17 protein-coding genes are annotated in these 19,387 nt (G+C 62.9%); 8 read left to right on the forward strand and 9 right to left on the reverse strand.

The features are described from left to right. The first annotated feature begins 56 nt into the window (after positions 1–56). From KKP04_RS09120 to scpB, 3 genes are all read left to right on the forward strand, one after another. Positions 57–1,226, forward strand: coding sequence for an exonuclease SbcCD subunit D (locus KKP04_RS09120; RefSeq protein WP_215029745.1), 1,170 nt, complete (start codon positions 57–59; stop codon positions 1,224–1,226). Next, positions 1,223–4,291 (forward strand): AAA family ATPase, encoded by a 3,069-nt coding sequence (locus KKP04_RS09125; protein ID WP_215029749.1) that lies wholly within the window; start codon positions 1,223–1,225, stop codon positions 4,289–4,291. The genes KKP04_RS09120 and KKP04_RS09125 overlap by 4 nt, the downstream gene beginning before the upstream one ends. A gap of 332 nt (positions 4,292–4,623) precedes the next feature. Continuing rightward, positions 4,624–5,430 carry a methylmalonyl-CoA decarboxylase gene (gene scpB, locus KKP04_RS09130; protein WP_371818744.1) on the forward strand — a complete coding sequence of 269 codons (807 nt, stop codon included), beginning with the start codon at positions 4,624–4,626 and terminating at the stop codon, positions 5,428–5,430. Positions 5,431–5,451: 21 nt separating this feature from the next. On the opposite strand, the gene acpS is transcribed toward scpB, so the two are convergent. The 6 genes from acpS to rpoZ form a co-directional block, all read right to left on the reverse strand. Continuing rightward, positions 5,452–5,853 (reverse strand): holo-ACP synthase, encoded by a 402-nt coding sequence (gene acpS, locus KKP04_RS09135; RefSeq protein ID WP_215029753.1) that lies wholly within the window; start codon positions 5,851–5,853, stop codon positions 5,452–5,454. A gap of 29 nt (positions 5,854–5,882) precedes the next feature. After that, the gene (locus tag KKP04_RS09140) at positions 5,883–6,674 is read right to left on the reverse strand and encodes a pyridoxine 5'-phosphate synthase (protein WP_215029755.1); all 792 of its coding nucleotides are present in this window, start codon (positions 6,672–6,674) and stop codon (positions 5,883–5,885) included. Between the two features lie 6 nt (positions 6,675–6,680). Then, the gene (locus tag KKP04_RS09145; RefSeq protein ID WP_215029757.1) at positions 6,681–7,271 is read right to left on the reverse strand and encodes a DUF2062 domain-containing protein; all 591 of its coding nucleotides are present in this window, start codon (positions 7,269–7,271) and stop codon (positions 6,681–6,683) included. 66 nt (positions 7,272–7,337) lie between these two features. Beyond that, complete coding sequence (gene pyrE / locus KKP04_RS09150; protein ID WP_215029759.1) at positions 7,338–7,931, reverse strand: orotate phosphoribosyltransferase; 594 nt, start codon at positions 7,929–7,931, stop codon at positions 7,338–7,340. Positions 7,932–7,965: 34 nt separating this feature from the next. Continuing rightward, complete coding sequence (locus tag KKP04_RS09155; protein ID WP_215029902.1) at positions 7,966–10,206, reverse strand: bifunctional (p)ppGpp synthetase/guanosine-3',5'-bis(diphosphate) 3'-pyrophosphohydrolase; 2,241 nt, start codon at positions 10,204–10,206, stop codon at positions 7,966–7,968. A 133-nt stretch (positions 10,207–10,339) separates the two neighbouring features. Next, on the reverse strand, positions 10,340–10,750 hold the full coding sequence (rpoZ, locus tag KKP04_RS09160; protein ID WP_013419876.1) for a DNA-directed RNA polymerase subunit omega: 411 nt from the start codon (positions 10,748–10,750) through the stop codon (positions 10,340–10,342). Between the two features lie 175 nt (positions 10,751–10,925). Between rpoZ and KKP04_RS09165 the strand changes: the two genes are divergently transcribed. After that, positions 10,926–11,522 carry a general stress protein gene (locus KKP04_RS09165; protein ID WP_215029761.1) on the forward strand — a complete coding sequence of 199 codons (597 nt, stop codon included), beginning with the start codon at positions 10,926–10,928 and terminating at the stop codon, positions 11,520–11,522. A gap of 43 nt (positions 11,523–11,565) precedes the next feature. Here the strand turns inward: KKP04_RS09165 and KKP04_RS09170 are convergent, their stop codons facing one another. After that, positions 11,566–11,838 (reverse strand): hypothetical protein, encoded by a 273-nt coding sequence (locus KKP04_RS09170; protein ID WP_215029763.1) that lies wholly within the window; start codon positions 11,836–11,838, stop codon positions 11,566–11,568. A gap of 129 nt (positions 11,839–11,967) precedes the next feature. Here KKP04_RS09170 and meaB point away from each other — a divergent pair, with 129 nt between their 5' ends. From meaB to KKP04_RS09190, 4 genes are read left to right on the forward strand one after another with little or no spacing between them, the layout of a single operon-like run. After that, on the forward strand, positions 11,968–12,978 hold the full coding sequence (meaB, locus tag KKP04_RS09175) for a methylmalonyl Co-A mutase-associated GTPase MeaB (protein WP_215029766.1): 1,011 nt from the start codon (positions 11,968–11,970) through the stop codon (positions 12,976–12,978). Between the two features lie 4 nt (positions 12,979–12,982). Further along, entirely contained in the window at positions 12,983–13,711 is a 729-nt protein-coding gene (locus tag KKP04_RS09180; RefSeq protein ID WP_215029769.1) for a hypothetical protein, read from the forward strand. Continuing rightward, positions 13,647–14,465 (forward strand): right-handed parallel beta-helix repeat-containing protein, encoded by an 819-nt coding sequence (locus tag KKP04_RS09185; RefSeq protein WP_215029772.1) that lies wholly within the window; start codon positions 13,647–13,649, stop codon positions 14,463–14,465. The genes KKP04_RS09180 and KKP04_RS09185 overlap by 65 nt, the downstream gene beginning before the upstream one ends. Before the next feature lie 5 nt (positions 14,466–14,470). Then, a complete protein-coding gene (locus KKP04_RS09190) occupies positions 14,471–15,415 on the forward strand; it encodes a hypothetical protein (protein WP_215029775.1) in 945 nt (314 codons plus the stop codon). 35 nt (positions 15,416–15,450) lie between these two features. Here the strand turns inward: KKP04_RS09190 and KKP04_RS09195 are convergent, their stop codons facing one another. After that, on the reverse strand, positions 15,451–17,574 hold the full coding sequence (locus KKP04_RS09195) for a PBP1A family penicillin-binding protein (RefSeq protein WP_215029778.1): 2,124 nt from the start codon (positions 17,572–17,574) through the stop codon (positions 15,451–15,453). A gap of 254 nt (positions 17,575–17,828) precedes the next feature. Beyond that, positions 17,829–19,202, reverse strand: a complete 1,374-nt coding sequence (locus KKP04_RS09200) for a UDP-glucose/GDP-mannose dehydrogenase family protein (protein ID WP_215029781.1) — start codon at positions 19,200–19,202, stop codon at positions 17,829–17,831. Positions 19,203–19,387: the final 185 nt, after the last annotated feature.

Below are 19,387 nucleotides of genomic sequence, written 5' to 3' on the forward strand. Positions count from 1 at the left end.
AGCTTGGCGCGCGCCTGCACCAGACATATTTGGGGGGATTTTGCAGGGGAAAGACGATGCGATTGCTGCACACCGCCGACTGGCATCTTGGGCGTCAGTTCGATGGCCGCGCGCTGGACGACGACCACGCGCATGTGCTCGCACAAGTGTATGCGGCCATCGTCTCTGAGCACCCGCATGCGCTCATCATCGCCGGAGATGTGTTCGACCGCGCGGCTCCCTCGGAAGCTGCCGTCCGGCTTTTCAACGACTTCGTGCAGCGCGTCGTGAGCGATACCGAAACCGCGATTATCGTCATCGCCGGAAACCACGACTCCGCCGACCGCATCGGTGCGATGGGCCTTCTCGCAAGCCGCAACCGCGCGCTCGTTCGCGGTCCGCTCACCGCCGCTGAGGTGCCTCTCATCCTTGAAGACGGTTTCGGCCCTGTCGCCATCTCGGGCCTGCCCTTCGCCTATGAATACGCCGCGCGCGAATGTTTTCAGAACACCTCTATCGCCGCGCCGGTCGATGTCCTGCGGGCGCAGGTCGCGGCGGCGAAGGAGCATGTTCCCGCCGGTGCGCGCTGGGTCATTGCCGCTCATGCCTTTGTTTCCGGCGCCGTGGTGGGTGAAAGCGAGCGCTCGCTTAGTCGCGCCGTCGGCGGCATCGAAACCGTCAGCGCCGATGTTTTCGAGGGCGCGCATTACGTGGCGCTCGGACACCTCCACCGGGAGCAGACGGCTGGCGGGGAACACATCTGCTATTCCGGGTCGCTGCTTCCGTTTGCCTTCGGCGAGGACGATCACGACAAGGGGATGCTGCTTGTCGATCTGGCAAAGGACGGCAGTATCGCCAAGCGGTTCATCCCGTTTCAACTGAAGCGGCGCGCACGGACCATCAGCGGCACGATGGAAGCCATCCTGACAGAGGGTGCGCTGAACCCCAGCGAGGACTTCCTTCGCGTCGTCCTGACCGACGACGCCAAGGCAATCGATCCGATGAAGCGCATCCGCGAGTTCTATCCGAACGCCTGCCTCCTCGAATACGAAAAGGATATCGCTCTCGAAGCCCGCCAACCCGGTGTCGCCCGCGCGACCAAACTGACCGATCCGGCGGAGGTTATCGCCGAGTTCCTGCAATTCACGCGCAACAGCCCGCCCACCGACGCGGAGCAGGCCCTTATCGCACAAGCGCTGCATGGTTCCGCCATCGAGAACTCCTCGCCGGAACTGGAGATCGCATGAAGCCGCTCTACCTCGTCATTCAGGCATTCGGCCCTTTCGCGGGGCGCCATGTGGTGGACTTCCGGCACGCGCTCGACTGCGGGTTGTTCGGCATCTACGGCTCGACCGGGTCGGGAAAGTCCAGCATCTTCAACGCGATGACGTTCGCGTTGTTTGGCGAGGCGGTGAAGGAAAAGGTCGATAACGCCACGCTGCGATCCCACCACGCCGCGCCGGATGTCCCGACGCTGGTGGAGTTCGTGTTCGCGATGGGCGACCGTCAATATCGCGTCGTCCGCTCGCCGGAGCAGGAGCGGCCCAAAAAAAGCGGGAGCGGCATGACGAGTGAACCTCACAGGGCTTGGCTGTTCGATGTCACCGGCAAGGATCCGGCAGATCTCGACGATCAGAATCCCGGCTCGAAAATAGCGGAAAGAAAGCTCGGGGAGGTCAACTCCGCGATTCAAGATCTTCTCGGCTACAAGGCGGAGCAATTCCGTCAGATCGTGCTGTTGCCGCAAGGCCGGTTCGAAACCTTCCTCACCGCCGATACGAGCCAGCGGATGGGGATTTTGAGAGAGCTTTTCGATGTCTCCCTTTATCGCAGCATCACCGACCGCATGAAGGAGCGGGCGGACAATGCTGAAAAGGAGGTCCGAAGAGAGCGGGACATATGCGAGGGTCTTCTCCAAAGTGGAGGCTTTGCCGGGATGGATGCTCTCGCCACCGGCATCGAGGAAGCGCGCAAGACCGTCGAGCTGAAACAGGAAGAACTGACCGCATGCAAGGCGCAAGGGGCGGCCGCATTCGCCGCGCTTCAAACCGCCGTCCAGCAGGATAAGAGCTTTCAGCAATACGCAGCAGCCATCACGGCCTTGAACGGGCTACAGCAGAAAGCCGACGAGTTCGCAGTCAAGCGCGAGAGGGTCAGCGACGCGCGGAAAGCGCAAACGCTCGTCGCGTTCGACGATCAGGTGCGGCTCGAACGGAAAGGCGTCGCCGACCTAGCCCAAGCGCTCGCGAAAGCCCGCGCCCTCCGTTCCGCGGCGGAAAAAAATCACGCCGACCGGGAGAAGGCGCACGCGCTTCTCGCGGAACGCAAGGATGAATTCGAGCAGAAGCGCGCCCGCGAACGCGATCTTCTCAAACATCGTGAAACACTTCTTGGCACCACGGCCCATCGAGGCGAACTGACAGGCGCCATTGCTGCGTTCGATGCGGCCAACGCCACGCTGGAAGCTCGGACTCGCGCCGCCACGCGCGCACGCGATGAGGCTCAGAAGTGCCAAACCGCCCTCGACGCGGAACGCGGAAATCAGGTTCAGCGCGCCGGTCTTCGGGCTTCGATTGCCAGCCTCAACGCCGACCTGACGGCTGCGCTGACCTTTGAGAAGAAGTCTCGCGAAATTGCGCTTACTCAAGCCGAACTTGCAAAGAGAACCGGCACTTTCAATTTAGTTGCGCAATCGCTCGAAGCGGCAAAGGCGGCGATGACAGAGGCCGAGGCCGCGCTGTTTCGCAATCACGCGGCGTTGCTGGCGGGGCGGCTGACCGATGGCGAGCCCTGTCTTGTTTGCGGTTCCCTGCATCATCCATTGCCCGCCGAGGGAGGCGGTGAAAGCGAGCGCGTCGCGGCGGATTATGAGGGCGCTCGGGAAAAACTTCGGGTCGGGCGAGACCATTACGACCGCGCCAGCGTTGCCCGCGCAACCGCCGAAGCTCACCATGCGCAAATCGCGCGCGATCTTGCCGAGCTGAAAGCGCCCGCTCAAGCTTCCACGCAGGTGCGCGATACCCTGCAAGCCGCCGAGGCGAACCTCAAAAAGCTCGGTGTTGATCGCGACCTCCTGGGTCTGGAAGCGGCGGTTGGCACGGCTCAAGCGGCTGTCGCCAAGACCGACGCCGATGTCGAGGCGGCGCGTCGGGCGCGTGACGCGGCCGACACATGCAAGGCTCTTGCGAACCAGCGGCTTGAGCAGGCTTTGGCTTCGATACCGGCAGATTTGCGCGATAGCGCTGCGCTCGGCCGCGCAATCGATGAGGCGAGACGGGCCATCCAACAGTATGACGCTGCGCTGAAGACCGCAGAAGAAGCGAAAGACAAGGCCAAAGAGGCTTTTATCGCCGCCGATCGCGATGCGACCAACGCCGAGAGCAATCTGGCCGAAGCCAGAAGAAAGCTCTCGGCAGCGCAGGGCACCTTTGACAAGGCGTGCGCGGCGGCCGGTCTTTCACCGGAAGCCTATCAGGCGTCGAAGCCATTCATTGCGAGCATCGAAGCGCTTGAGCAAGACATCTGGCGATATGCGACCGCCGTGGACATCGCTTCAGAGGATGTCCGCAAGGCTGAGGAAGCGACGATGGATCTCGACCGACCCGACATCGACGCCCTGAAGAAGGCGCATGACGACGCGGAGCAGGCGCAGAAACGCGCCGATGAAGCCTGCCATGATGCGCGCCATGTGCTGGAGACACGCGAGAAATTGCAAAAGGACGTCACGGCGCGCCTTTGCCACGTCGACAAGGTGGAAGCCGAAACAGCGCCGGTTCGCGAACTCGCCCGCTACATGAGCGGAAAGGACGGCGCCAAGGTCGATCTCGAAACCTTCGCCATCGGCGCCATGTTCGACCGCGTGCTCGAAGCCGCGAACGCCAGAATGCGGCCCATGACCGCGAACCGCTACACGCTTGTGCGCGAGGCCGAGACCAAGGGCGCGGGCCGCAAGGGGCTTGGGCTGTGCGTGGACGACATTTACACCGGGCGCACCCGCCCGACCTCCACCCTCTCGGGCGGCGAGACATTCATCGCGGCTCTCGCCCTCGCGCTCGGGCTTTCAGACGTGGTGGAAAGCACCAACGGCGCCATCCGCCTCGATACCATCTTCATCGACGAAGGTTTCGGCAGTCTCGACGCCGACAACGACTCGGGCACCCTCGATCGCGTTCTGACCGCGCTGCACAACCTCGCCGGCCAGACGCGCGCGGTGGGGGTGATCTCCCACGTGCCGCTGGTTCGCCAGCACATTCCCAACGGTTTCGAAATCGTCCCCGCCGCCAATGGCAGCATGATCGAGGCACGGTTTTGATTATGTTTGGTGTCGGAACCCCGGTGGAATGTTCCTTGGGATCGAGTGCGGCCGAGAGACAAGCCGCAAGGCGGTAAATCCCGAAGCGTCTCGGGGGGTTGGATTGACGCCTTATCTTCACGTTACATTCGCTCGAAAGCGTTCTAAAACAATCGCAAATCGATAACCGAGCGGCGCGATGCGTTCCATAACGCCCGACGCTCCCGGCGAAGGATTAGACTGTGGCTGAAATGTTCCCTACCCCTGCTTCCGCACTTGAGTTGGATGATCGCCGCGCGGCTGTCGCCGAGGCGGTCGACCCGACTCCGGAAGATGAAACGAACGAAGCTTCCGTGAATACGGCTGACGAAACGGCTCCGCAACCGATCATCATCACCGAGGTGAAGGGTCACATCGGGACCGTCACCCTCAACAACATGGCCAAGCGCAACGCGCTTAGTTCCGCGCTGCTCGACTCGCTCACGGCTGCGCTCGGAGACTTCAAGGCGCAGTCGGTGCGGGTGGTCATCGTGCGCGCGCACAAAGGCGTCAAGGTCTGGTCCGCCGGGCATGACGTCAGGGAGCTGCGCCGCGGCCATCAGGATCCGCTCGGCTATGCCGATCCGCTGGAACAGGCATTGCGGGCGATCCGCTCTTATCCGGGGCCGGTTATCGCCATGGTACAGGGTTCGGTTTGGGGCGGCGCGTTCGATCTGGCCCTGTCCTGCGACATGATCATCGCGGACGAGACCTCGACCTTCGCCATCACGCCGGTCAATCTGGGCCTGCCCTACAACACCACCGGCCTGCTGCACTGCCTCAACCGGCTTCCCGTGAATTTCATCAAGGAAATGTTCTTCACCGCAAGCCCGGTAAATGCCGATGTCGCCAAGCACTGGGGCATCATCAACCACGTCGTCCCATCGACCGAGATTGAGGCGTTCACTCAAAATCTGGCGGAGCACATCGCCACGAAGGCGCCGCTCGCCGTCGCCGTGGTGAAAGAGCAGCTTCGAGTGCTGACCGATTTCCAGCCGGTGGCAGCGCAGGTCTTCGAGCGCATCCAGAACATGCGGCGCGAAGTTTATGAAAGCGCCGATTATCAGGAGGGCATCGACGCCTTCCTCGCAAAGCGGAAGCCGGAATTCCGGGGCAAGTAAATAAAAAGGCTCGCGGCGGCCTCATGCCTTCGGTAGCGCCTCGATGATCACGAAAGCCTGTGCCAGCGGGTAATCGTCGGTGATCGTGAGGTGAATCCGCGCCTCGTGCCCGTCAGGCAGCAGCGCCGCAAGCCGCGCGCGCGCGCCGCCCGTAAGCCGCATCGTCGGCGCGCCGGACGGCAGGTTTGTCACGCCCATGTCGCGCCAGAACACACCCTCTGAAAGGCCGGTGCCAAGCGCTTTCGCGCACGCCTCCTTCGCCGCGAATCGCTTGGCATAGGATGCCTCGCGCGCCGCCCGCGCGTCGGATTTCGCGCGCTCCGCAGCGGTGAAAACGCGGTCGAGGAAGCGGTCGCCATAGCGCGCGATGGTTTTCTCGATGCGGCGGATGTCGGTGAGGTCGCTGCCGATGCCGATGATCATGACAAGTGGTCCGATTCCGACATGCGGCGCTATTGCTGCTGTTGCTGGGTCGCCGCGTGCGCGCCGAGCCGCTTTTCGACGCCGTCGGCTATGGCCGCCCGCATGCGCCGGATCGCCTCCGGCAGCCCGATGAGAACCGCTTCGCCGATGATCACGTGGCCGATGTTCAACTCGCGTATATCCGGCAAGGCGGCGAGATGCGTGGCGGTCTCAAAGTCGAGGCCATGGCCCGCATGCACTTCGAGGCCCGCCGAGGCGGCGAGCGTGGCGGCCCACGCCAACCGGTCGAGTTCGGCTTGCGCCGTCGCCTCCTCGCCCGCGATCCACGCATCGCAATATTGGCCGGTGTGCAGTTCGACCACCGGCGCGCCCATGCGGACAGCGGCTTCGATCTGGCGCGGCTCGGGATCGATGAACAGCGACACGCGGATGCCGCCGTCGCCCAGCCGCTTCACGATAGGGAGCAGGTGAGCTTCGCCGCCGACAGCGTCGAGCCCGCCTTCGGTCGTCAGTTCCTGACGGCGCTCGGGCACGAGGCAGCACGCATGCGGCTTCGTTGCGAGCGCGATGGCTGTCATCTCCTCCGTGGCGGCCATTTCGAGATTCAGCGGCGCGGCGATCTCCGCCTTGATGCGGCGAATGTCCTCGTCGCGGATATGACGGCGATCCTCGCGCAGATGCGCGGTGATACCATCCGCGCCCGCTTTCACCGCGATGCGCGCTGCTTCGATGGGGTCCGGCCGCGCCCCGCCACGCGCGTTCCGGAGCGTTGCGACATGATCGATGTTGAGGCCGAGGCGTACGGGAGGTTTTTCGGGCATGATCACTTACCGAAGGATAGCAGCCGTCTTTGCCGGAGCGGAGCGCTGCGCGCTCTTCTGCAATTCGAGCAGACGGCGGATGAAGAAATAGATGACAGCCGAAACCGCTCCGCCGAGGAACAAGGCGCCGAGCGCCATCGGCTTCAATACGGGCCATAGCCCTTGCACGGCGATGACGATGCTGTCGGGCGAGCCGCTTTTCAGGCTCTCGCCGAGCGCCCGCGCGCCAAGCTGGAAGTGACTGAGGTCCGCGTTCGCGGGGTTGCCGAGGAAGATGCTCCCGAGCGTGAAGGTGGAAACCCAGATCAGCGGGTAGGTGATCGGGTTGCCCGCGAAGGTGCCCACTTGCGAGGCGAAGACGTTCCCGCGCAGCGCGAAAGCCAGCACCGCCGCCAGCAGCATCTGAAAGCCGAAGAACGGCGTGAAGATAGCGAACACGCCCGCGGCGCAGCCGAGCGCGATGCTGTGCGGCGTCGACTTGATGCGGGCGAGGCGATAAAACATGTATCGCAAGGAACGGTCGAAGCTGCGCGTCGGCCAGAGCGCGTTACGCACCCTGCGGGCGATCGAAAGCGGTTCCTTGCGTTTGAAAAGCATCGAATCCCAGCCTGCCCTTCGCCAATGCAAACCTCTTCCGCGCCCTGACAGAATCGGTATCGCCGATCAAACCTTCAAGCCCCGGCTACCCGGCTTCACCGGTGTAATACCTTTGACGGAGGCTGGGATTTGATCGGGCGGGAAGATGGGAATGTCAAGCCGAATGAGGGGGACGAAAGTTACCGGCAGCTTTGCGCGGCCGCCGGAGCGGTCGACGAGCGACGCGGCTCCGACAACGATCCCGCCCGCCGCTTCGACGGCTTTGATGCATTCGCGCGAGGAAAGACCCGTGGTGACAACGTCCTCCACCATGATGCAGCGCTGGCCTTTCTCGATACGGAAGCCGCGCCTGAGTTCGAACGCACCGTCCACGCGCTCGAAGAAGATCGCGGGCAGGCCGAGCTGGCGGCCCATCTCGTAGCCGACGACGACGCCGCCCATGGCAGGCGACACGACGAGGTCGACGCCATCGGCGAGGCCCGCCGCCCGGATTTTCCCGGCGAGCGCGGCGCAGAGCCGTTCGCCGCGCTTCGCGTCCATCAAAACCCGCGCGCATTGGAGATAGGCGGTGGAGTGATTGCCCGACGACAGGATGAAGTGGCCTTCGAGCAGCGCGCCGGCGTCGCGGAATTCGGTGAGCACGGCTTCGTCGGTGAGCATGGAAGGATCTTTCGGCTTGAGAACGAAGTGGCGGTCAGTCGATCACGCGGCTCGCGGAACTGACCACGGGAAGGTTTTTGACGCCGTTGACGATATCCGTCAGATGCTTGAGGTCAAGAACCTCGATATCGATCAGCATCTCGGTATAGTCCCGCGCGCGGGTGACCATTTGCAGCTTGTCGATGTTGCCGCGCGCCGCGCCGATCACGCTTGCGATGCGCGCGAGGCTTCCAGGCTCGTTGAGCGCCGTCACCTGAATGCGCGCGGGGTAAAGCTCGGTCGTGCCCTCCTGAATGTCCCACGTCACATCGATCCAGAGGTCGAGCTGATCCTCGAAGGCGCGCAGCTTCGGCGAGTGGATCGGGTAGATCGTGATGCCCTTGCCGGGGTCGAGAATGCCGACGATGCGTTCACCCGGCACCGCGCCGCCCTCCGCCAGCTTGACGATAGGCGAGCCGTCCGCGTTTTTCAGCGGGACGCCCTTGCTGCGCAACTCCCTGTCCGAACCGGTGAGAAGCCCGGCCCAGCGGAATTTGAAACCCGCGACGCGGCCCAGGTTGAACCAGCCCGCCTCGTCGCGGGTGATCGTGCGGCGCTTCGGCGGGATATCGCTCCTGAAGTTCGGATCGAGCGCGCCGAGCACCTCGTCCGCCGCGATTTCGCCCTGCCCGACCGCCGCCAGCAGATCGTCCGCCGTCTTCATCGAGAAGCGCGGCAGGATGGGCGACAATTCGGTGTCGGGCGCCTTGTCGGCGCGCTCCAGCGCGGCCTTCATGATGTCGCGGCCGAGCGCGAGATACTGCTTGCGCACGGCTTCCCGCGTGGCGCGGCGGATGGCCGAGCGCGCCTTGCCGGTCATGACGGCGTTTTCCCACGCGGCGGGCGGCGTCTGGGCGTCGGACAAGATGATCTCGACCTCGTCGCCGTTCTTCAACTCGGTGAGGAGCGGCATATGCCGCCCGTTGATCTTCACGCCGACGCAGTGATTGCCGATATGCGTGTGAACCGCATAGGCGAAGTCGATGCCGTTGGCGCCGCGTGGCAGGGCGATGAGGCGGCCCTTCGGCGTGAAGCAGAACACCTGGTCGAGGAAGAGTTCGAGCTTCGTGTGTTCGAGGAACTCTTCCGGATTGTCGCCTTCTAGGAGGTTATCGACGAGCTTGCGCAGCCACTGATAGGCCATGCTCTCGCTCGGCTGCGGGCCTTGCGCGCCGTGCTCGTCGCCTTGAAGCCTCGCCAGCGCGGCGAGCTTGTAGCCCGAATGCGCGGCGACGCCATATTCCGCGATCTGGTGCATTTCGGCCGTGCGGATCTGCAATTCCACGCGCTGGTGACGCGGTCCGACAATCGTCGTGTGGATCGACTTGTAGTCATTATGCTTCGGCGTCGAGATGTAGTCCTTGAAGCGGCCCGGCACCACGCGCCACGTGCGATGCACGACACCGAGCGCTGTGTAGCAATCCTGCACCTCGGGCACGATGACGCGGAAGCCGTACACGTCGGACAGCTGCTCAAGCCCGATCTGCTTGTTCTGCATCTTGAGCCAGATCGAATATGGCTTCTTCTCGCGGCTCGTGACGTCTGTCTTGATGGCCTGCGCTTCGAGCTTGGTCCTGAGTTCGCTCGCGATTTCCTCGGTCAGCCCTCGGTTCTGTTCGCGCAGGACGTTGAGCCGCGACATGAGCGTTTCGTAAGCCGCCGGATGCAGCCAGCGGAAGGACAGCTCCTCCAGCTCGTCGCGGATTTCCTGGATGCCCATGCGGCCCGCGAGCGGTGCATAGATGTCCATCGTCTCCTGGGCGATGAGGCGGCGCTTCTCGGGCTTCATGTGCTCGAGCGTGCGCATGTTGTGCAGCCGGTCGGCGAGCTTGACGAGCAGCACGCGCACATCGCTCGAAATGGCGATCAGGAGCTTGCGGAAATTTTCGGCCTGCTGCGTCTTCTTGGAGACGAGGTTCAGCTTTTCGATCTTGGTGAGGCCATCGACGAGCGCGGCGATGTTCGGGCCGAAGAGCTTTTCGATCTCGTCCTTCGTGGCCTGCGTATCTTCGATCGTATCGTGAAGAAGCGCGGTCGCGATCGTCTCGTCGTCGAGCTTGAGCCCGGTCAGGATCGCGGCGACCGCCAGAGGATGGGAGAAATACGGATCGCCCGAGGCGCGCTTCTGCTGGCCGTGCGCCTGCATGGCGTAGACATAGGCACGATTGAGCAGAGCTTCGTTCGCCCTGGGATTGTAACTCAGCACCTTTTCCACGAGATCGTACTGCCGCATGATTGCGGGCGGCTGCGGTCTCGTTCGAGTTTCAAGCTGCACGGCCTCGACTGTCTGTTGCTCTTTATTTACGCCACGAGAATAAGTGAAATCCCGAACTTAACCAAGCGTGACGCAGCGCCGTGAACAGCGAAATTTACCCTTTGGAGCGCCCGCCGCTTGCGGCCTCCGCCGGAATGCTGCGCGCGAGCCCCTGAAGAAGCTCTTCTTCGGTGATGCGGTCGATTTGCTGATCGGCAAACTGATCGTCCGGGCCTAGCACGTTGGCCTGACGCGAACTCGGCAGCGAAGGAGCGGCCTCGGCTTCGGGCTCGTCGACCTCGACGTGAGATTGCAGCGAGTGGATCAGGTCTTCCTTCAGATCTTCCGGCGAAACCGTCTGATCGGCGATTTCGCGAAGCGCTACCACCGGATTCTTGTCGTTGTCGCGGTCGATCGTGATGGGCGCGCCGGCAGAAACCGCCCGTGCCCTGTGCGCGGCGAGAAGCACAAGTTCGAAGCGATTCGATACCTTATCAACGCAATCTTCTACGGTGACGCGTGCCATGAAAACCTCAAATGTTGGGAGGTCGCTAAAATAGGACCGCCTGCCAGCATTTGCAAGCTCAAGTTGGCACATGACGCTTGCCTGAAGCTTTCCTTGAGTCGGCCGGAACACCTGCCCCCCCACATGCCTTTCCCTGACAAGAAGATTTGATGCATCCCCAACGCGGAAGAAGGTCATGACTGTCACCATCAACCACGTCTACGATTCTCACCAAAGCGCCGAAAGCGTCATACGCGAGCTTGAAGGAGTCGGTTTTCATCGCGACGAAATCAGCATCATCGGCACCGATCCAAAGGCCGAAGATTTTCGCGCGATTGAAGAGAAGGAGGAGGGCGACGCCGCCGCCACCGGCGCGACGCTTGGCGGCGTAGCCGGTGCGGGCGCAGGCATCCTCGCGTCGCTGGGAGTGGTTGCCATCCCGGGCATCGGCCCGCTGGTCGCGGCCGGCGTTCTGGCGACGACGCTGGCGGGCGCGGCCACGGGCGCGGTTGCTGGCGGCCTTCTGGGCGGGCTCGTGGCTTACGGCATTTCGGAAGACGAAGCCGAAGTTTACGCCGAATCGCTGAAGCGCGGCGGCACGCTCGTGTCGCTCCGCGCCGCTGAAGACCGGGCGGACGAAGGCGAACGGATCATGCGCAGCCACAACCCCGTCGATATGGAAGTGCGTGCAGGCGAATACCGGAGCGATGGCTGGACGGGTTACGATCCGGAAGCGCCCGCGTTTCCGCAGAAGGAAAGCGGCACCGGTCGACAGCAGCCGCGCGCGATGTAGCAAGGACGGAGTGCGCCTCGCGCGCTCCTTCCCTTCGAGCCTGTCATCGCCCGCGCGAAAGCTCCTCGCGGATGATCGCCGTCACGCAGGTCGCCACGATGCCCGGCAGATCCGAGCGAAGCGCGACAATTTCGCTTCGCAGCGCCGAGACTTCCTTCCGGATGTCGCCGAGTTCGGCCTTCACCTCAAGGAGTGCGTTCTCGTTGTCCGTCACCTTGCGCAGGATGTGGCGCGACACGGCTTTTTCGCCTTTCGCGTCTTCCTCCAGCAGCGTCAGGCGGCGGTTCAGCGTCGCAATATCGGTGTCGTCGATCATCGTCTCTCGCACCTCGGTTCGCGCCATCATACAAAGTGGGAAACTGTTTCGCAATTGAGACCGCCCGTTTACGCTTTTTGAGCCGAGTACCATCTTGTCTCTCGCCTGCGGTTCTTCTAAGCCATTCGCATGAGCGCTGAATCGCTTCCGCATCCGGATCACAAAGACGTCGATGAGCTTGCGCGTGGCGTTCGCTCCGGCAATCGCGTGTCAGTCGCGCGCGCCATCACCCTGATCGAGAGCCGAAAGCCCGCGCACCGTGTCAAGGCGCGGCTTCTGCTGACCACGCTGAACGATGCCGCCGGTCGCGCGCTTCGGGTCGGTATCACCGGCGTGCCGGGTGCGGGCAAGTCGACCATGATCGACGCGTTGGGGACGCTTCTCGTCCGAAAGGGCCATCGCGTGGCCGTGCTTGCGGTCGATCCGTCGTCGACACGGTCGGGCGGCGCGATCCTCGGCGACAAGACCCGCATGGCGATGCTCGCCGCCGAAGAGAACGCGTTCATTCGCCCTTCGCCATCCTCGGGAACGCTCGGCGGCGTGGCGCGCACTACGCGCGAAACGATCCTTCTTTGCGAGGCGGCGGGCTTCGATGTTATCCTCGTGGAGACCGTCGGCGTCGGGCAATCCGAGGTCACTGTGGCGGGCATGGTGGATTTCTTCCTCCTGCTGATGATCGCGGGCGGCGGCGACGAGTTGCAGGGCATCAAGAAAGGCGTGATGGAACTCGCAGACATGATCGCGATCACCAAGGCCGACAGCGGCAATGAGCAGGCCGCGCGCCGCGCCGCCGGGGATTATCGCGCCGGGTTGCACATTCTCACGCCTGCGAGCGCAACGTGGAAACCGCCGGTCATCACGATTTCCTCGCGCGACGGCATCGGCCTCGACGATTTGTGGGCGAATGTGCTCGCCCATCGCGCGGCGCTCGAAGCGACGGGCGAGTTCGGCGCAAAACGCCGCGATCAGGATGTTCGGTGGATGCACGCGATGATCGAGGATCAGATCCGGCAGGCTTTCCTCGCGAACGAAGCGGCCACCGCGAAAATCGCGAAGCTCGAAAGCGAAGTGCGCAGCGGCGCCAAGCCGCCCTCCGTCGCGGCGGACGAAGTGACCAGCCTCGTTTTCGGGCGCGCGTAAGCCAATGACAAACGCGAACCCTGTCCGCGTCCTCGTGACGGGCTTCGGGCCATTTCCCGGCGTACCGCGCAACGCCTCCGAAACGCTTGTTCACAACCTCGCATTGCGCGCCGAGCCTTGCACCGAGGGGATCGCATTATCGACCGCCGTGCTTCCGGTGTGCTGGGCGACCGCCCATGAAGCCGAAACCGCCGCCGTCGCTGCCTTTGCTCCGGACGCCGTGCTTCATTTCGGCGTTTCGAGGCGCGCCGCCGTCTTTGAGATTGAATCCCGCGCGGTCAATATCTGCGGCCAGCGCCCCGACGCGCACGGCCGGATATCGCCGCTTGCGCCGCTCGTGCGTGCGGGTGCCCCCCTCCTTACGCCGACGCTGGCCCCGCTTCACCTTATACGCGCGTTGCGGCGTGCCAACGTCCCCGTGCAACTGTCGCGAAACGCGGGCCGCTATCTGTGCAACGCACTTTTTTACCGGAGTCTGGCGCGCGAAGGCGACGGCGGCCCGCTCGCGGCGTTCATTCATATGCCGATAATGGAGGATCTCTCCACGCGGTCCCGGATTACGATGACGGAAGCCGTGGATGCCGCCCGAATTCTCGTTCAGGCCGCCGCGGAAGCTGTGCTACGGGCGAAGAGGCAAACGGCACGCCACAGCAGGAGTCGAAACGGCAATGGATCGCAGACATTTCATCGGAATGGGCGGAGCGGCGGCGCTGTTCGGCGCGAGTGCGGCTGAAGCGGCGGTTTCCGTCGCCGAAATGTCCGGCAGGGCGCTCTCCGATTTCGGAGTGATTGCGAACAGCGAGTCCGATCAGACCGTCGCCATGCAGAAGGCCGTCGACGCGCTCGCCGAGGCGGGGCAGCCGGTCCTCATCCCGGCGGGGCGCTATCGCATGTCCGGTCTCAAGCTTCCATCCAGGGCGACGCTCGTCGGCACGGGGCGGCTTACCGTAATCGCCGCGCCGCCCGGCCGCCCGGCTTTCGAATGCGTCGGCAAGCAGGGTGTGAGCCTGCGCGGCCTGTCCTTCGTCAATCAGGGCCTTGTCGCGCGCGAATGCCGCGATCTGACCGTTGCCGATTGCGAGGTTCTTTCGAGCGACGGCGACGGCCTGTATTGCGGCGGCTCGGGCCTTCTCGTGACGGGAAACCGCGCGGCGTCCTGCGCAAAGGCGGGCATCTGGGTCGAGGGCGACGGTCTCGTCACCAACAACCTGATCAGCGGCAAAGGGCGCTTCGGCCTTCGCATCGGCAGCGCATGGCGGCTCGGCACCGTGACCGTGCTCGCGAACTCCATCGACGGCCCAGCGGTCGGCATCGGCGTTTCGAGCGCGGAGCAGGGCTACGCCATGATCGCCATGAATATGATCTCCGGCGCGAAGGAAGGCGGCATCCGCGCGCTCGACGGCGACACGCTGATCGGCAAGGATCTCACGCGCGGCGGCTCGGAAGCGTTCCGCAACCTCGCCATCGCCGCGAATGTGTCGATGTAGGGCCAATGACTGATAATAAACAAACTGATGTTCGAGACCAAAAAACGCTTGGGGAATACCTGCAAAAGCGGGGTGAGTGGCTACACCTTTTGGAGGAAGATGAACACCATTCAGTAAGACGGCAGATAACGGACCTCATTACGAATGACATGTTGTATCGAATCCTCAATAAGGCGAGAGATTCAACACTAATTCTGGAAGCAACATGTGCTACTAATCCTATTATTCATATGTTTATAACAAGATCTTACGTTCAAGATCAGATATTAGCCATTAGAAAATTAAACGAGAAAAATTCAGTGGATCACACTAAAGGCGTTGTATCGCTTCGTCGCTTGTTAACTGACATAAAGGCGAATAGTAATTTAATAACACGAGAGAACTATGTCTCGGGAGATGGCCTGCCATACGACTACGAAACGCTTTCCAGAAAATTTAGACGTAACTATGTCCCAGGCGCTATCTACCCACAGCAACCGCATGACAAATCGGAAATGCTCCATTTCAAATTTGATAGAATTTCAGGAGTGAAGCCTGATGAAAGGAGCCGGAAGGATACCATTAGCGACTCTATTTTCCAAAAACTTGATAGTTGGATGTCAGAAAGCGGCGCAAAGGAAATTGTAGAGGCCGGAAATAAATACCTCATACACGCAGCTGACGAAAAATCAAGGAAATATGTATCAATTTCACAATTCGGATTTACATTTGAACAGATAGAGAAGATACATCGAATGTTTGTAAGGGTCGAGCATTGTATATCTTCGGAAATATTGAATAGCTCATTCCGAGGTAGTGTTGCTCCGATACTGGCATTCGGTTTCGCCGAAAATTTGGATCGACCTTATATTGCAGCAGATGCTCTTCCGGCGCTCCACAAAGAATGGCGAGCCTGCGAGGCTGAACGGCAGACGTGGCTGGACGGCATAAACGAAGAACTCTTCAGTTGAGATGCATGCGAACCCCGAACTGTTAGGATACCCCATCAAAGCGGCGCGCGGCGCGCGCGAACCGGAGCCAAGGGCGGTGGCGCGGTCGGTGTCGACGCGGCTTCGGACACCTCGCGGCGGCGGAAGGGATTCCGCGTCGGCACGTTCGAAAGGCCAATGGCGTCGGCGGTGTGCTGGATAAACTCGGGCGGCAGCCCCGTTCCCGGCAACGGCTTCGCCATCAACCCTTCATGCGCCTTCAGCATGACCCGCTTCCAGATTTCGGCCGGAAGCGAGCCGCCCGTGACGCCGCGCATGGGGCTTGCGTTATCGTTGCCCATCCACACGCCGCCGACCCATTGCGCCGTGAAGCCGACGAACCATGCATCCTTGTATTTCTGCGATGTCCCGGTCTTGCCCGCCGCCGGGTAGAGGTCGAGCGAGGCCGCCATCGCCGTGCCGCCCGCGACAACGGAATTCATCATGTCGTTCATGGCGGAGATGGCGCGCGGCGACACGATGCGCGGCGGCGGCGCCTTGGAGCGCTCGAACAGCACACGGCCCTGATCGTCGCGGATGCGCTCCACGATCTCCGGCACGACGGAGAAACCGCCATTGGCAAACACCGCAAAACCGGAAGTCATTTCGAGCAGCGTGGTTTCCGATGTGCCGAGCGCCATGGTCAGCCCCACGTTTTTGGCGGACAGAACGCCGAGGCGGTTCGCGACCTCCACCACGCGGTCGGTGCCGACAGCCTTCGCCAGGCGCACGGCGGCCATGTTGCTCGAATGCGTGAGCGCCTGACGCAGCGTGATCTCACCGCGATAGGTGTCGCCGAAATTCGAGGGCTTCCAGCCGTCGACATTGATGGGGCTGTCCTCGATCTTCGTGTCCGGCGTCCATCCCGCCTCGACGGCAGCAAGATAGATGAACGGCTTGAACGCGGAGCCGGGCTGCCGCATCGCTCGCACGGCGCGGTTGAACTGGCTTGCCGCGTGGTTGCGCCCGCCGATCATGGCGCGGATCGCGCCGTCCGGCGTCATCAACAGCACGCCGGCCTCGGTTGCGCGCGCGGTTCGGCCCTTGTTGCGGATGATGTCCTCGACAGCGGTCCGCGCCGCGAGCTGGAGGCCTATGTCGATGGTCGTCTCCACCACGAGGTTGCGATCCGTCTCGCCGGTCAGCATGGGTGCCACTTCCGTCACCCAGTCCGCGACAAAGCCGAAGCCCGGCTTCGACGGCGGCACCTTCAGTTCCGCCGGATGCGCCAGCGCCTCGGCATACTGGTTGATGTCGATCTGATCCGTCTCGGCGAGGATCCGCAGGATTTCCTTCGCGCGGTCGCGGGCGCGGTCGATGTTCGACGTCGGCGAATAATAGGAGGGCGCCTTGATCAACCCCGCGAGCAGCGCCGCTTCGCTGAACGTGACGTCTCGCGGCTCCTTGCCGAAATACGAATGCGCGGCCGCGCCGATGCCGAAATTGCCGCCTCCGAAATAGACGCGGTTCAGATAGAATTCGAGGATCTGCTGTTTGGAGAAGCGGCTTTCGAGCCAGATTGCGAGGATGAATTCCTCGGCCTTGCGCGTCCATGTACGCTTCGGCTGAAGGAACAGGTTCTTCACGAGTTGCTGCGTGATGGTGGAGCCGCCCTGTACCACTTCGCCGGAATTCCAGTTCTTGCTCGCCGCGCGTGCCAGCCCGATGGGGTCGAGCCCGAAATGATAGAAGAAGCGCCGGTCTTCGGTCGCGAGCACGGCCTTGACAATGCTTGGCGGGATCTCGGCATAGGGCACGTAATTGCGCCGCATGCCGCGCTCGGCGATGAACTCGCCGCCGCGCGCCAGGATGGTGAGGTTTGGCGGCAGGCGAAGCACCATGGCCTTGCGCGGATCGGGAAGCACCGTGGCGTAGTAGGTGACAATAGCCGCGAGCGTGATCGCGCCCCATCCAACGGCGACGATCAACCAAGGGATAAGCTGAAGAAGCGGGCGGTGAGCGCTGCGGCGCGGTTCGGCCAGCGGCGATTTCGTGACGAGCCAGAGAAAGGAAGCGCCAACGATTTTCCAGATCGCGGAGAGGACGGCGCGAAAGCCCTTCGCGAAGACACGCGCCAGAAAGCCCGCCGCCCCGAAAGCAGCAGCACGCTCTTCGCCCTGGCCTACACGCCACTCGGCCACGCAACGCCCTCACAACACGCACATAACGCGCGCCGGAGAACCGACGCGACCACCCACGCTGCCCACGCGGATAGTTTTATGAAAGTTAAGCGCGTGTGATTAAAGGCGCGTTAAGGGGCTGCGGGCGGTGCGTGCATGCGGGTTGGCTCGGGCGGCCCGATCACTCGACAAGCCGGGACGGCGCGCAGCGGCCTGAAGATGTGTTGCAGGCCGTAAAAGACTGCCGCGACGCGCCGAACAGAAGCGCTCCCGGCTTACGCCGTCAGCGTGCCGTCCGCGCCCTCGATGAGGATGCCGTCATTGCCGAAGGTCGAGACGCCATTCGCGCGCGGCTGCGCGGGACGCCCGACGCTCGTATAGGCGAAGCCCGCATCCCGCGCGAGGTCGGCGCGGTAGATGTTGCGAAGATCAACCAGCACGTCGCCGCTCATCTTTTCCCTGAGCGCGGCCAAGCTGACGGCGCGAAACTCGTTCCACTCGGTGAGGACCACGGCGGCGTCGGCGCCTTCGGCCGCTTCGAGCACGCTCTTGCACCAGACGAGGCCCGGCAGCAGCGGCTCCGCCTGATGGCGCCCCTGCGGATCGTAGACGCGCACCGTCGCGCCGCGCTCCTGAAGCATCGGCACGATCACGAGGCTCGGCGCATCGCGCATGTCGTCGGTGTTCTGCTTGAAGGTGACGCCGAGCACGGCCACCGTCTTGCCTGCGACATCGCCTCCCATCGCGCGCACGACGCGGTGCGCCATGGCGATCTTGCGCTCGTTGTTGACCTTCTCGACCTGCTCGACCAGCGTCAGCGGCGACCGCGCCTCGCGCGCGGTGCGGGCCAGCGCGGACACGTCCTTCGGGAAGCACGAGCCGCCATAGCCCGGCCCCGGATGCAGGAACTTGTCGCCGATGCGGCGGTCGGAGCCGATGGCGCTCGCAACCTGCTGCACGTTCGCGCCGACCTCTTCGCACAAATCGGAGATTTCGTTGATGAAGCTGATCTTCATGGCGAGGAACGCATTGGCGGCATATTTCGCCAGCTCGGCGCTTTCGCGGCTGACGAACATCACGGGCGCGCTTCGCAGGCGCAGCGGCTCGTAAAGGCGCTCCAGAACTTCGCGCGCGCGGTTGTCGTCCACGCCGACCAGCACCCGGTCGGGATGCATGAAGTCCTGAATCGCCGAGCCTTCGCGCAGGAATTCCGGGTTCGAGCAAACGGCGAAATCGGCATCCGGGCGAAGGCGGCGCATGCGGCGCTCGATTTCCCGGCTCGTGCCCACGGGCACGGTCGATTTCGTGGTGATGACCGTGAAGCCTGTCAGGTGCGGTGCGATTTCCTCGACCGCGTGATACACATAGGAGAGATCTGCGTAGCCGTCGCCGCGCCGCATCGGCGTGCCGACAGCGAGGAAGATGAGATCGGCCTCGCGCGCCACCTCGGCCAGCGCGGAGGTGAACCGCAGGCGGCCGGAGCGCATGTTCTTCTCGACGAGCACATCGAGCCCCGGCTCGTAGATCGGGATTTCGCCGCCGTTGAGCTTGTCGAGCTTCGACGCGTCCTTCTCGACGCAGGTCACGTCCCATCCGAATTCTGAAAAACAGGCGGCGGAGACAAGGCCGACATATCCGGCACCGATCATGCAAATGTTCACGGCGAGGCTCTCTCTATGTGCGGTATCCGCACGCTGTTGCGGTTTGTGAAACCTGACACTTGGCAGTATTCCACTTCTGTGTAGTAATTTTCGCACCTTTTAGACGCTAGCCGCGGTCTCCGCAATCGCCAGCACGTCACAACCTCCCCGTTTGCCGGTCTATCCACCGGTTG

Source organism: Rhodomicrobium sp. Az07 (assembly GCF_018619475.1).
GTDB lineage: Bacteria > Pseudomonadota > Alphaproteobacteria > Rhizobiales > Rhodomicrobiaceae > Rhodomicrobium.